A 13,758-nucleotide genomic window follows, 5' to 3' on the forward strand; every position below is an offset into this window, starting at 1 on the left:
AATTGAGAGTTGTTTGTATTCATGTATGTTTGTCTTTGTCACGGTGTGACCGATAAAAAAATTGAGCAAACCATCGACGATGGTGCTACTACCATGCGCGAGCTAACTAAAGAGCTTAAAGTGGGCAGCCAATGTGGTAAATGTTGTTGTTGTACTAAAAAGATCCTCAATCGTAAATTGATTCAAATTGCTGATGTTACTGATCAAGTGGCATAGTAAATTAAACATAAAAAAAGCAGCTAAGGCTGCTTTTTTTATGTTTACAGGATTTAACTTACATTTGTGATTGTAAGTAGTTTTCAAGACCGGTGCTTTTAATTAACGCTTGTTGTGTTTCTAGCCAGTCAATTTGCTCTTCTTGCTCGTTGAGTATGTTATCGAGCGCCTCACGGCTAATGTAATCTTTTTTGCTTTCAGCTAGTTTTATAGCTGCACGTAGCTCGTCTACCGTATCGAGTTCAAAGCTCATGTTAGCTGCAATCATCTCTTCGCTGTTTTCGCCTATACGTAAACGGCCTAAATCTTGAAGGTTCGGTAGGCCTTCTAAAAATAAAATACGCTCAATTAATCGATCGGCGTTTTTCATTTTTTGTATCGATACTTTGTAATCGGCTTTGTCTAATTTACTAAAGCCAAAATCTTTGAACATACGAGCATGTAAAAAGTATTGGTTAATGCCAACCAGTTCATTGGCCAGTACTTTGTTTAAAGCTGCAATAACGTCTTTATCGCCTTTCATAATATAAGTCCTTATTCACCCATTTGTGATTGGTGATAGTTTTGAGTGCCGATTTTGTCAATTAGGCCAAGTTGTTGCTCTAACCAATAAACGTGATCTTCTTCAGTATCAAATAACAGCTTTTCTAAGATCTCACGTGATTGATAATCTTGTTGCTCTTCACAAATAGCGATGACATCTTTAACGCACTCAACAACTTCAAGCTCTAAGGTTAAGTCGTTTTGGATCATGCTTTTTACATCGTTACCAATTAATAAGTCACGACGTTTGGTCATGTTTGGTACGCCTTCTAAAAAAAGAATACGTTTTATTAGCCAATCAGCGTGGTCTTTTTCTTCTTCCATTTCATGATTAAGGCGCTCATAAAGTTTATTTAGGCCCCAGTCGTCGTACATACGAGAATGGATAAAATACTGGTCAATAGCAGCTAATTCGTTAGCTAACAATGTATTGAAGGCGTCGATTACTTTTTGATTACCTTTCATAGCGTTTACCTTAAAAATTCTAATTGCTGATAGTCTAGTGTATAGATACAAAATTGCAAGTAATTTACTTATAAATCATATGGTTAATATTGAGTTTGATTCTCGTTTAAGTTTGCATTGTTGGTTGATTTGTAAACAAGTTGCAATTTGTATTTTTTATCAGCAGCTTACCTTGATGATAAATAAACAGGTCTTTTTATTTAGCGGCGGCTAACAACATTCAATAATGCAGTGTTCAATTGCAAACTCGTCATGTAAGTAGTGTTTAATAGCGTTAAGTTCTATTTGTGTATCTGTTTGCAGAACAATTTCACAGTGAGTGGTGTTGTCGTCGAGCTGCCATGCTTTTATTGATTTTATTTGAGTAATGGCAAACTGTTGCAGTAATTTTTTGCTGATAAGTTGCTGATCAAAACCAATGGGCGCTGCTTGCATTAAAATATTGCAGCTGGCTTTAAGTAATAATATCCCATGATAAATAACATACAGTGATATCAATATAGTCGCTATTAAATCAACTACATACCACTGGTATAAAATAATTAAAGTACCCGCAATAATAACGACTATTGATGCCATTGCATCAGACACATTATGAATAAACGCCGCCTTAATATTCATATTGTTTTTAGCGCCAGCTTTATAAGTTAATAAAGCCGTTACTAAATCAATGAGTAGCGCAAAGGCAGCAACCCACACAATAATCCAACCGTTAATCGGTTGCGGATTTAAATAACTATTTATGGCTTCAAAAATTAAATAACCACCGATGACTATTAACGTAGTGCTATTAAAAAGGGTTGCTAAAATTTCCGCGCGTTTGTAGCCAAAATGATGGGTTGTATCAGCGTGTTTATTGCCAATTTTACGGGCAATTAAAGCGATAAATATAGACGCGGCGTCACTTAAATTGTGTAATGCATCGGCCATTAACGAAAGGCTGCCAGACAATAGCCCACCAATAACTTGGACCACAGTAAGTAAAACATTAATAACTACAGCAAAAGTGAGTTGTTTATCACTTTGACTGTCGTCAACATGACTATGTGAATGACCATGGCTCATTTTAGTTAAACTCCCTTATTACTATACTTTTTACTCATAATGACAATTATTAGTTGTTTATAAAAGCACTGTTTTTTATTTATTTTAAATACCACAATGGCTCAATTTAAATAAGTGGGTGTAAGTACACTGTTGAATATAAAAACAGTGTGTGAACTTGCCTAGGGTATAAATAAATGTATTAATGGCTTAAGTTATCATAATTAGTTAAGTCCTTTTTATTTTGAATTAGGTGCTTAACAGGCATAAACGTAGTTTTTAAAGGGCCAACAATGAATAAAACAATAGAAATTTGTGATGCAAAACCAAGTGACGCAAAAACAATCCTACACTTTATTAATGAGCTTGCTATATACGAAAAAGAGCCTGATGCGGTAAAAACTAATGAGCAAGCAATTTTAGATACGCTGTTTTGTGATGGGGCAACCGCACACAGTATACTGTGTTTACAAGATGACGAACCCATTGGTTTTGCCGTGTATTTTTATAACTACTCTACTTGGCTAGGTAAAAATGGTCTTTATTTAGAAGATTTATATGTCAGCCCGGATAGTCGAGGCAATGGTGCTGGTAAAGCTATAATGAAAGCACTGGCAAACAGAGCAATTAGCAAAGATTGTGGTCGCTTTGAGTGGGTGGTGCTTGATTGGAATAAACCCGCGATTGATTTTTATAATAGCATGGGCGCTGAGCCTCAAAATGAGTGGATTATTTATCGTTTGACGGGCCAGGCATTAATCGACTTTGCGAATAAAGATTAAGTACCGAATATGGCCAGTAATATATTTGGTATGAGTTAAGCTAAGTGCTAAATAATTTACACAGAGTTGTTTATGGGTGAGCAGCATTGGCAAAAAGCACGTCAGAGTCGGGATGCTCGTTTTGATGGGCTTTTTTATATAGCCGTTAAAAGCACCGGTATTTACTGTAGGCCTATATGCCCTGCGCCTACTGCGCATGAAAAAAATGTAATTTACTATCAGTTTGCGCACAATGCAGCGCAAGCGGGTTTTAGGCCTTGTATTCGTTGTCGGCCTGATAGCGCGCCAGGCAGTGCGGCTTGGCTTGGAACAAAAACAACGGCTTTGCGTGCTAAGCAACTCATTGATCAAAATAATGAGCACGACTGCGAAAAACTAGCTGTGCGTTTAGGAGTTAGCAGTCGTTACTTAAGGCGATTATTTTCTCAATACTTTGGTATCTCAATTACGCAATATCGGCTATTTAATCAATGCCACTTTGCAAAAAAGTTGATTCAAGAAACGAACTTACCCTTGACCGAGATTGCGTTTGCAGCAGGCTTTAAGAGTGTGCGCCGGTTTAATGATGCGTTTTTAAAACAACTTAATATTTCGCCTTCAGCACTTCGAAGTGCTAAACAATCACACGACTCATCTTTAACTTTAATTTTGCCTTTTCGTCCGCCGTATAACTGGCAGGCATTGCATGGGTTTTTAGCAAAGCGACTAATAAAGCCAATAGAGTGGTTAACGCCAACCAGTTATGGGCGTACTTTTACTTATAAATCGTGTAGAGGGCGCTTTGATGCTGAGTTTGTTGCAGATAAACATCATTTTCAGGTGCAAATTGATATAGATAATACGCAATATTTACAGCCAGTTATTAACAACATTCGCCGTGTACTTGATTTAGATGCAGATACTTATTTAATTGAGGCGCATTTAAGCGAACACATTAATAATGCATTTCCACTTACTAAAGGCTTAAGGTTACCAGGTATTTGGTCAAGCTTTGAAGCAGGTATTCGTGCTGTATTAGGTCAGCAGGTGAGTGTAACTGCGGCGCATAATTTAGTGACTCAATTAGTGCAACAGCTTTCAGAGCAGCAAGAGGGAAATGTTTACTTTCCAGCGCCTGAAGTGGTGGCAGGCAGTGACTTTGCTTTTTTTAAAATGCCGCAGGCACGTAAAAATGCATTACATAATCTTGCTGAATTTTGTGCCGTGAATCCCGATTATGATGACTTAGATCAATGGCTTAGTTTAAAAGGAATTGGCCCTTGGACGGTTAATTATGCAAAGTTACGCGGCCAAAGCCAGCCCGATATTTTACTCGATGGCGATTTAGGCGTTAAAAAGGCACAAGCCGCAGCCACCCCGTTTGACTCAATAGCCTGTGCTCCATTTCGCTCTTACTTAACTTTTCAACTTTGGCAGCAATTATGATCATTGAAACTGTGTTACCTAGCCCAATAGATGACATTATTATTCAGGCAAGCGATAAAGGTGTTTGCTACGTTGGATTTTATCCCCCGAACAGGTATTCCATCACACCTCTAAATAAAGTCACTAACGTGCATATTCTGCAATGTGTGGCACAACTTAGAGAATACTTTGCCAAAACCCGCACGCACTTTGAGCTGAGTTTAGATACAAAAGGGACTGCTTTTCAACAAAGTGTATGGCAAGCATTATGTAGCGTACCCTTTGGAAAAGTGGCGACTTACAAAGATATTGCCGAGCAGTTAAGCAACCCTAAAGCAGTCAGAGCGGTAGGGGCTGCAAATGGTAAAAACCCAATCAGTATTATTGTGCCGTGTCATCGTATTATTGGCGCAAATAAAAAACTAACTGGTTATGCAGGTGGTTTAGAGCGCAAGCAATGGTTACTAGAGCATGAAGCAAAATAAATAGCTAAATAACGTATCCAAATTTGTATTCTGAGCACTTTAAGGTAGCATAAGCGCACTTTTTATTTGAAGGCACGGCCATGGCGCAATTATACTTTTACTACTCTGCAATGAATGCAGGTAAATCAACCACCTTACTACAATCTGCATTCAATTATAAAGAGCGCGGTATGGAGCCGGTGATCCTTACGGCGGCTATTGACGATAGAGCCGGAGTGGGTAAAGTATCCTCACGTATAGGCCTTCAAGCAGATGCACATATTTATGATGCGGATAAAGACGTGTACGAGCTAATTAAATCGCTCAATAGTGATAAAAAACGTCATTGTGTGCTGGTGGATGAATGTCAGTTTTTATCAAAAGACCAAGTTATGCAGTTAACTGATGTAGTCGATGAGTTAGGTATTCCGGTATTGTGTTATGGCTTGCGTAACGACTTTAGAGGTGAGCTATTTAGTGGCTCGCAATATTTACTGGCGTGGGCCGATAAGCTGATTGAGCTAAAAACGGTGTGTCATTGTGGGCGTAAAGCAAACCATGTATTGCGCACTGACGAAAACGGCGATGCAATAAGCGATGGTAACCAAGTTGAAATTGGCGGCAACGACCGTTACGAATCGGTGTGCCGCAAACATTACAAAGCGGCGTTAAATATGGGCCGTTAACGCGGCTATAAAGGTATCTATATCAGCTTTACTAATATCTAAATGGGTTACTAGCCTAAGTTGCTTATTTGGGCTAAACACAATACCTTGTGTTTTTAATTGCGCTGCCAGTTTAGTGATATTAATACTAGTATCAAACGTAGCGTAAACCATATTAGTCGTGTTGTTCATGTTTACGTTAAAGCCCGCAACACAGCTTAACTGCTGCGCTAAATAACGCGCGTTAGCGTGATCATCTATTAAGCGTTGAGTGTTATTTTCTAACGCATATTGCCCTGCAGCAGCTAACATACCCGCTTGGCGCATGCCGCCGCCAAGCACTTTACGCCAGCGTCTTGCTTTGGCTATTAATGCCGTTGTACCAAGCAATAATGAACCAACGGGCGCACCTAAGCCTTTCGATAAACAAATAGAGACTGAATCAAAATGTTGGGTGATTTCTTTAATATCAACGTTAAGCTCGGCTGCGGCATTAAATGCTCGTGCGCCATCTAAATGCAGTGCTAAGTTATGTTGGTTAACAAATTCGCGTGCTTTGAGTAAATAATCAATACTCAGCACTTTACCCCCTATGGTGTTTTCAAGACTTAACAGGCGGGTTTTTGCAAAGTGGCTATCATCGGGTTTAATTGCTGCAGTAATTTTAGTAAAACACAAGCTACCATCGGTTTCATTTTCAATAGGTTGTGGCTGAATAGAGCCTAAAACAGCAGCACCACCGCCTTCAAACTTATAGTTATGGGCAGCTTGGCCACATATATACTCATCACCTCGCTCACAATGCGCCATTAATGCCAATAAGTTTGTTTGCGTGCCTGAGCTACAAAAAAGTGCATCTTCCACATTAAAGCGCAATCTAGCATAGGCTTCTAATTGGTTAACGCTTTCATCATCGCCATATACATCATCGCCAACCGGGGCATGATACATAATATCTCGCATTTTATTGCAAGGCTTGGTCACTGTGTCTGAGCGAAAATCTATCATGAGTGGTCCTTATGGTTGTTATACTAATTCTTCACAAATTTGTTCACGGGTCGTTTTATCAAAATAACTCCACGCAATAAAGCGACTGACTTTTTGCCCCTGTGCCATTTCAACAATTTTGAATTCACTAATAGGCTGTTGTTTTAGCTGTGTTTGTAAAGCAGCAAGGGTCTCTTTTTTAGAAACCAACGAGGTGAACCAGATCACTTGTTCGCTAAACTGAGCGCTCTCTTCGATCATCTTAGAAATAAAGGCTAGCTCGCCGCCTTCACACCACAGCTCATTACTTTGGCCACCAAAGTTGAGTGTTTTACTGGGGGCTTTACCTAAGTTTTTCCATTTACGCTCACTGCCTTTATTGGCTTCCTCTGCGCTGGCATGAAATGGCGGGTTGCACATCGTTAGGTGATATAAGTCTTTAGCATTGATCACCCCTTTAAAAATATGCACGGCATTTTTTTGCTGTTTAAGTGTTATTTTTAAGTTGTTAAACTGAGCGAGTTGTTTGGCTATTTTTATTGCTGTAGGGTCGATGTCGCTACCGGTAAAATGCCATTGGTACTCGCTACTGCCCGTTAGCGGGTAAACTAAGTTAGCACCGGTGCCTATATCGAGTACCTTAATTTGCCTGCCAAAAGGGAGCACATGGTTGTTATCGTCGCTGAGTAAGTCAGCTAAATAATGAATATAATCAACTCTTCCTGGAATAGGCGGGCATAAATTGTGTTCAGGAATGTCCCAAAAGTTAATGTTGTAATGGCTTTTTAATAGCGCCTGATTTAAGGTTTTTACAGCTAAGTTATTACTAAAATCGATACTTTGATTACCTGCTGGCGTCGTAATTAAAAAAGCAGTTAACGACGGTGTTTGCGAGGTAAGCAAGTTAAAATCGTAACCATTTTTATGTTGATTGCGCGGATGTAATTTAGAACGAGCTGATTTTGCTTTCATGAGGCTTTTTTAACAACAGGAATAAAAGCCAATAGTAACAAATACAGACAGAAAAAGTGCATAATTTTTCCTTTGGCTTACCAGTCATTACTGGTAGGATGAGTTGTTAGCAATTATAAGGAATTTGCTTTGGCAGTTACTCAAGAGTCTGTTTTTATTAAATTAGATGGCCATCAAACACTGCATTTGCGCCGTATCGCCCATCAACAGCAAAGCGGCCCTGTGGTGTTATTAATTCATGGTGCGGTAGAAAATGGCAAAATATTTTACACTCATAGCAATAAAGGGTTAGCGCCTTTTTTAGCTGAACACGGGTATTGTTGTTATGTCGCTGATTTACGTGGCCGTGGTGAAAGTAAACCTGCCATTTGTAAACAAGCACGTTATGGACAAACAGAGGCGATTGTTGAGGATATTCCGGCATTTATTGAAAAAATTGAACAGTTAGAGAGTAAAAAGCCTGACTTTTTAGTTGCCCATTCTTGGGGTGGGGTATTGCTTAATAGTATGTTTGCTCGCTTCCCTGAGCTGATAAACGATGTAAAAGCGTGTGCCTATTTTGGTTCAAAGCGTTCACTATTTAATAACCACCCTAAAAAATTATTCCAGGCCAATTTGATTTGGTATTTTATGGCACCAATTTTAGCGAAAAAACACGGTTATTTACCGGCAAAACGCTTGAAGTGGGGCAGTGATGACGAAACTCAAAAGTCCCATTATCAAAGTATGCAGTGGGCTAAGAAAAATCCGTGGATAGACAGTGATGATGGCTTTGATTACGCTAAAACATTAGCAAATCTCACGCTTCCTCCAACGTTACATATTGCGGCAGTAAAAGATAAAGCATTGGCACAGCCTATCGATATTCAAAAGTTTATTGATGAGTCAGGTACTGGGGTGCAAAAAATGCAAATATATGGCCGCCGCTTTGGGCACAAAGTAGATTACGACCATATTAATATGCTTACTCACCCACAGGCACGCCAAGAACAATTTATAGATGTACTTAATTGGTTTGAGGCAACGAGAGCAAACTAAGTAAAGGGGCTTCATAACGCTGCCATTTATCAAGGCTTTTGTTATTTACAGGCTGCCTAATCGCATGTTTACTGAGCGTTGTAACGGCGCTTTTATTTTTGTAAAAGTCTAAACAAGTCTGTTCAAATTCACAGCCAGTAAAACTCAATAGTGCGGTTAATTGATCTTTAGGGTTTTCAATTAACTGCTCATAACTTAAATTATAAATAGCTAAGCGGTTAAATTGCTGCCAATGGCTCATCAGTTTTTCATAAAGCTGATGGTACAAAGTAAATTCATTCAAATCACAAAAATAGGGTTCGTTTTCAGCAAAGTAATTAGTAAACACTGAAAATGCGGTTGCGTTAAAGTTGCGGGTCAGGTTAATAAACTTAGCGTCTGGGAATAAAATATAAATTAACCCTAAGTTTTGGTAGTTGCTAGGCAGTTTATTGATCACAAATGCGCAATTGCTCCCAGAAGAACTTAAGGTATCTAAATATATAGCTCTGGCTTGGTTAATTAAAGGCGGTGTTAGCTTAGTTAAGCATTGAGGGTAGCGTAACCCTGTTTTATGTTCTAAAAAAGCGACTACCTTATTACTAATACTGGTGTCTTCTCCAAGCGTTGCCCATTGACTGTGTCCTGCTAACATCTGCTCCAGTAAGGTTGAGCCGCTTCGTGGCATACCAATAATAAACACGGGCGTAACAGGATACTGCTTATTTAGGTTTGCTAAATTGAACACACTTTCATTATTATATTCAATAAGTTGATCATAAAACTCAATTAAATCTTCAGTATTAAATTCACTGAGTTTGTGTTGTTGCTGATTGGCAATCACAAAATAGTTAAACGCTTGATCAGTATCGTCTAATTTGTCGTAACTTTTAGCTAAAGCATAGTAGCAGACCATTTTTAAGCGTAGGTTATTTGTTTGCGTTAAAAAGTGGTGTAACTGATCGATGTAATTATTTGCTTTATTAAAGCGCCCTAATTGTACCAATTCAAATAAAACATAAGCCGTAACTGGTGCTATTCCAAGCTTTAATGCTTCCTCAAACGTGGCATGCGCTTTATCAAGCTCGCCAAAGGTTAAATAGTGCTGAGCCAAATAATAATGCGTCTCTGGGTTATCGTGAGCGATTTCTTTTGCATATTCTAGAACTTTGAGCGCATCATCGGGTGAGTTTACGCCATTAAATGCATCGGCAAGTGCCTGTAAAGGCTCTAAAACATAGGGTAGTCGTTGGCAAGCTTTTTGAAGTAAGTAAACAGCAGCATCAAAGTGTTCTAAGCGCAATGCTATTTTGCCTAGGCCAAATAGGGCATTGCCATTGTCAGGTTCTGTTTTTAACAGTGTTTTGTAGTGAAATTCAGCTTCTCTAAGCTTGTTTTGCGATAATAACTGGTCCGCTTTTTTTAGTAGCATAATACAACGAATATTGTTTTTATTTACTATAACCCCAAAGCCACAAAAAATGCGAGTGTAAAAGTCATTTTAAATGGGTTTATAAAGGGCAATAAAAAGGCGAAATGCATTACACATTTCGCCTTTGATTATCATTAACACATGTTAGAAAGTATAGGTTGCTTTAGCGTAGTAAAAGCCACCATTAATTCCGTATGGAGATGTTTCGTAGTACTTACCACCCCAGTTGTTATTTGGTGCCACTGTGAAATCAAGTTTTTCTGCTTCTTGATCCAGTAAGTTTTGTGCACCTAATGAGAAGCTAATAGAGTCATTCATAAAGTAAGTTACTTCAACATCTAAGGTAATGGCTGCATCAGCTGTTTTAGCGGTATCATCATAATCTACATGAACGCCTTGGTACTCACCAAAGTAGTTAAGGCGAGAAAATGCTGAAAAGCTTTCCCATTGTTGTGCCCAGCTCAATGTTGCACGGTGATTAGGTAAGTCATTTTCAAGACGGCTTACTTTAAATACACCGGTGATGTTACTTGAGCGTGTTACTTCTGTTTCATTCCAGTTGTACGCTAAGCTAAATGTAGAGCTACCACTGAACAATTCAGCTGAGTAGTTAGCAACTAAGTCGACACCTTGAGTAGTGGTGTCAAAGTCATTGGTAAAGAAACTCACTTGCGCTAAGTTTTGTACGTTAGGTACACCAGCCGCTTCAAGCGTGTCTTTGTCTGCTTGGTCAAGTTCGATTTTATCTGATTGGCTAATACGATCATCTACTTGGATATTGTAGTAATCAACCGTTAAAAATAAATCGCCAATAGTGTATACCGCGCCAAAGGTATAGCTTTGCGACTCTTCTGGCTCAAGTTCAGTACCACCTAATTGCACAGCAATTGGGTTTGTAGGTGGTAACAAGGCTGAATCTACTAGTACACCACTGCTTAAGTTTGTTTGAACGTTACTAACATTCGCTTGGCCTACGGTAGGCGCACGGAAACCGGTGCTGATAGAGCCACGAATATTTAGATCTTCAGTTAAGTGGTATTGACCCATTAACTTGTAGTTAGTGGTTGAGCCAAAGGTATCGTAATCCTCGTAGCGAAGCGCTAAACCCATTAAGAACTCTTCAGTAAATGGCGCTTCAATATCAATGTAAGCTGCGTAGTTACGACGTGTGTATTCACCTGCATCTGATGGTTTAAATCCAGGGAAACCGTTAGAACCTATACCAAAGCCTTGATCCGTCAGCGGGCCGGCAATAAATGAAGCTTCATCGCCTGCTACTACGGTAAAGGTTTCTTCATGCCATTCTAAACCACCGGCAATGTTTACATCGTAAGCTAAATCAAAGTCAAAACCCTTTGAAATATCAAAATTAAAGTTTTTCTCTAATTGTTCATATTTACCTGGGCTAAAATCACGCGGGCTATCTGGACCCAGTGAAGCATTGATTGTGTCGTATATAAAGTAGCGAGATTCGTTGTAACCTACAGTACCACTTAGATCATAATAAGCGCCTTCTAAAAAGCCGCCAGTAAACTCACCTTTAGTACCGATAGTAAGTGACGTATCTGTAATATTACCACCAAAGTTTGGTGTAAAACCTCCCGGAAGCATTTCGTTAAATGCGAAACAATCAGGGTTATTTGCAACCCCATTTATATAGTCAGGGCTTTCTAATACATTGTCAGTAATTGCAATATTAGTAGGGCAATTACCGCTCATATCGCCTGTCAAATCACCTACAAGCAATGTGTTGCCGCCATCGTTTGAGTAAACACCAGGTCGTGTGTGCGGATTACGATAATAAAAACCACCACGTACATCACGCTCAGAGTAGTTACCAAACATATAAAATTGTGAGTCGTTAGTCAGCTCTAAACCAACATTACCAAAAATTGATATATCGTCATCTACCTCTGGTGCCCCCCAAACTTGAGTGATGGCAGGTATGTCTGGCACACCAGCTTTGATAAGCTGTGCAGCATCGTAGCGTTGCACTGAGCGGCTGGTTGCATCGGCTGTTTTGTACTGAAAGCTTAAATTAGCGAAACCATCATCAGTAAAGGGGAGTCCCACGTTACCTGAAATTTGCGTTGTATCACCGTCACCTTCGTAATATCGGCCTTTACGAACTTCGAACGATCCGCCTTCAGAGGCGTCTTTAAGTTGAAAGTTTAAAACTCCAGCAATTGCATCAGAACCATATTGTGCAGCGGCACCATCACGAAGTACTTCTACTTGTTTAAGTGCAATACTTGGAATAACTGAAATATCAGAACCTTGCGCACCATCGTTAATACCACCACCTAGAAAGGCAATAACTGAGGCGCGGTGACGACGTTTACCGTTAAGTAAAATTAGTGTGCTATCTGAAGGTAGTCCGCGTAAGTTTGCAGGGCGCACTAATGAAGCAGCATCACTGATTGGCATTGAGTGTACGTTTAAAGAAGGAATAGCCCCTTTTAAAAGCTCTAGCATATCAGTGTTACCTGATTTACTTAGCTCTTCACCACCAATAATATCGATAGGTACAGGAGAGTCTCCAATAGAACGAGGCGCAGAGCGCGTACCGACTACGGCAATTTTTTCTACATTTTTGTTAACTTTAACTTCGGTTTGCTCTTCTTGAGCAATTGCTGAACCAGAAACAAACAAGCCTGCGGCTGTTGTTGCTAGAGCAAATTTGATGGCCTGTTGAAGCGCATTGCTTTTTAATTTCATTCTAAATATCCCCAGTTAGAATTGATTTGTATAGTCTATTTAATGACTTTTATTGTGGACGGTTCACATTCAATGGGGAGCAGATATTGCTAACTCACTCCTAAAAGCTTAATAAACTAAGCGCACCTCCTGTGAGTCCTCGAAATAGACTATAGATAAAAAAACTAAGGAGGGCAATGGGTAATTAACCATTACTTAACAAATTATTTATCTAAAAATAACCCGGAGTTAACCATGGGTAGGGCAGGGGAAGGGAGTAAAAGCAGGCTTTGATACAGAATTATTAACTAAATAAGCTATTTTAGCTACTTTCTATTATTGAATTAAATTGATTTACTATTGATATTTTCACCATGATGTTTTTTCCACTGTGCAAGCTTTTCTTTGTATTCATCCCACACACATGGACAGCAACTACCGCCGCCGCAACACTCATCAGATTTTGGTCTTTCGGGTTTAGTGCTTGCTCTGTCTTTTTGCATTTTTTAGTTGAAAGCTGAGGAAAAAGGACACTAAGAATAAATGATTGAATAAAGCGTGTAAATTATTCTTTGTGAACTAACAGTGCTGTGTGAGAATATAGACTATGCGATTATATAAAGTTATCCATCGTGCACCCTGGCGGGTTGCTAAAATAAGTAAAAAGCGGCAGCAAATTCGTTTTCGTCGCGCTATGGTTGCGCTTAAAATTGCGCTTGCTCAAGAAAAGCAAGAAACCAAAGAAATGCTGCAAACCTACCGGCGTTACACGCAAGGACAAACAAATAAGGCAGAACTAAAACGTGCTAATGAGCAGTTTGTTGATATTTTAAAGGGATTAGGGTTAGGCATTTTTGCTTTATTGCCATTTGCTCCGTTAACTATCCCCTTGGTTGTAAAGTTGGGTCAATTAGTTGGTGTTGATGTACTACCTAGTTCGTTTAGTATGAATAAGCCGATTAAAGAAATTGATGCAGAAATAACTCAGCAAGACCAAAAACAAGACTCTACGCCGTCCGTAAAAAAGTAATGTATAGGCATTGAATTTACTATACCTTTTAATGGTGCTT

General features: G+C 39.2%; 15 protein-coding genes. 7 read left to right on the forward strand and 8 right to left on the reverse strand.

The annotated features are described in order from the left end of the window. The first annotated feature begins 21 nt into the window (after nucleotides 1–21). Nucleotides 22–216, forward strand: coding sequence for a (2Fe-2S)-binding protein (locus KG708_RS10145; protein WP_213609473.1), 195 nt, complete (start codon nucleotides 22–24; stop codon nucleotides 214–216). 58 nt (nucleotides 217–274) lie between these two features. Here KG708_RS10145 and bfr (KG708_RS10150) read toward each other — a convergent pair whose 3' ends face one another. The 3 genes from bfr (KG708_RS10150) to KG708_RS10160 all read right to left on the reverse strand — a co-directional run bounded on the left by bfr (KG708_RS10150) (nucleotide 275) and on the right by KG708_RS10160 (nucleotide 2,289). Further along, nucleotides 275–739, reverse strand: coding sequence for a bacterioferritin (gene bfr, locus KG708_RS10150; protein ID WP_213609475.1), 465 nt, complete (start codon nucleotides 737–739; stop codon nucleotides 275–277). Between the two features lie 11 nt (nucleotides 740–750). After that, complete coding sequence (gene bfr / locus KG708_RS10155; protein ID WP_213609477.1) at nucleotides 751–1,224, reverse strand: bacterioferritin; 474 nt, start codon at nucleotides 1,222–1,224, stop codon at nucleotides 751–753. Nucleotides 1,225–1,434: 210 nt separating this feature from the next. Continuing rightward, nucleotides 1,435–2,289 carry a cation diffusion facilitator family transporter gene (locus KG708_RS10160; protein WP_213609479.1) on the reverse strand — a complete coding sequence of 285 codons (855 nt, stop codon included), beginning with the start codon at nucleotides 2,287–2,289 and terminating at the stop codon, nucleotides 1,435–1,437. A gap of 272 nt (nucleotides 2,290–2,561) precedes the next feature. Between KG708_RS10160 and KG708_RS10165 the strand changes: the two genes are divergently transcribed. The 4 genes from KG708_RS10165 to KG708_RS10180 all read left to right on the forward strand — a co-directional run bounded on the left by KG708_RS10165 (nucleotide 2,562) and on the right by KG708_RS10180 (nucleotide 5,604). Then, nucleotides 2,562–3,050 (forward strand): GNAT family N-acetyltransferase, encoded by a 489-nt coding sequence (locus tag KG708_RS10165; protein WP_213609482.1) that lies wholly within the window; start codon nucleotides 2,562–2,564, stop codon nucleotides 3,048–3,050. Between the two features lie 72 nt (nucleotides 3,051–3,122). After that, a complete protein-coding gene (locus tag KG708_RS10170) occupies nucleotides 3,123–4,475 on the forward strand; it encodes an AlkA N-terminal domain-containing protein (protein ID WP_213609484.1) in 1,353 nt (450 codons plus the stop codon). Then, nucleotides 4,472–4,939, forward strand: coding sequence for a methylated-DNA--[protein]-cysteine S-methyltransferase (locus tag KG708_RS10175; RefSeq protein ID WP_213609486.1), 468 nt, complete (start codon nucleotides 4,472–4,474; stop codon nucleotides 4,937–4,939). Before KG708_RS10170 ends, KG708_RS10175 begins: the two co-directional genes overlap by 4 nt. A gap of 80 nt (nucleotides 4,940–5,019) precedes the next feature. Beyond that, a complete protein-coding gene (locus KG708_RS10180; protein WP_213609488.1) occupies nucleotides 5,020–5,604 on the forward strand; it encodes a thymidine kinase in 585 nt (194 codons plus the stop codon). Here KG708_RS10180 and ltaE read toward each other — a convergent pair. Further along, on the reverse strand, nucleotides 5,587–6,591 hold the full coding sequence (gene ltaE, locus KG708_RS10185) for a low-specificity L-threonine aldolase (protein WP_213609490.1): 1,005 nt from the start codon (nucleotides 6,589–6,591) through the stop codon (nucleotides 5,587–5,589). The two genes, KG708_RS10180 and ltaE, sit on opposite strands and share 18 nt — an antisense overlap. A gap of 18 nt (nucleotides 6,592–6,609) precedes the next feature. Continuing rightward, nucleotides 6,610–7,542 carry a 23S rRNA (adenine(1618)-N(6))-methyltransferase RlmF gene (gene rlmF, locus KG708_RS10190; protein WP_213609492.1) on the reverse strand — a complete coding sequence of 311 codons (933 nt, stop codon included), beginning with the start codon at nucleotides 7,540–7,542 and terminating at the stop codon, nucleotides 6,610–6,612. 129 nt (nucleotides 7,543–7,671) lie between these two features. On the opposite strand from rlmF, the gene KG708_RS10195 reads away from it, so the two are divergent. After that, nucleotides 7,672–8,580, forward strand: coding sequence for an alpha/beta fold hydrolase (locus tag KG708_RS10195; protein WP_213609494.1), 909 nt, complete (start codon nucleotides 7,672–7,674; stop codon nucleotides 8,578–8,580). Here the strand turns inward: KG708_RS10195 and KG708_RS10200 are convergent. The 3 genes from KG708_RS10200 to KG708_RS10210 form a co-directional block, all read right to left on the reverse strand. Further along, entirely contained in the window at nucleotides 8,549–9,991 is a 1,443-nt protein-coding gene (locus KG708_RS10200; RefSeq protein ID WP_213609496.1) for a tetratricopeptide repeat-containing sulfotransferase family protein, read from the reverse strand. The genes KG708_RS10195 and KG708_RS10200 overlap by 32 nt on opposite strands. Nucleotides 9,992–10,135: 144 nt before the next feature. Next, nucleotides 10,136–12,709, reverse strand: a complete 2,574-nt coding sequence (locus tag KG708_RS10205) for a TonB-dependent receptor (protein WP_213609498.1) — start codon at nucleotides 12,707–12,709, stop codon at nucleotides 10,136–10,138. Between the two features lie 323 nt (nucleotides 12,710–13,032). Beyond that, entirely contained in the window at nucleotides 13,033–13,191 is a 159-nt protein-coding gene (locus KG708_RS10210; RefSeq protein WP_213609500.1) for an oxidoreductase-like domain-containing protein, read from the reverse strand. 104 nt (nucleotides 13,192–13,295) lie between these two features. Between KG708_RS10210 and KG708_RS10215 the strand changes: the two genes are divergently transcribed. Next, nucleotides 13,296–13,718 (forward strand): hypothetical protein, encoded by a 423-nt coding sequence (locus KG708_RS10215; RefSeq protein WP_213609502.1) that lies wholly within the window; start codon nucleotides 13,296–13,298, stop codon nucleotides 13,716–13,718. The last annotated feature ends 40 nt before the right edge of the window (nucleotides 13,719–13,758 follow it).

The sequence above is a fragment of the Pseudoalteromonas sp. genome (genome assembly GCF_018402495.1).
Taxonomy (GTDB): Bacteria; Pseudomonadota; Gammaproteobacteria; order Enterobacterales; family Alteromonadaceae; genus Pseudoalteromonas.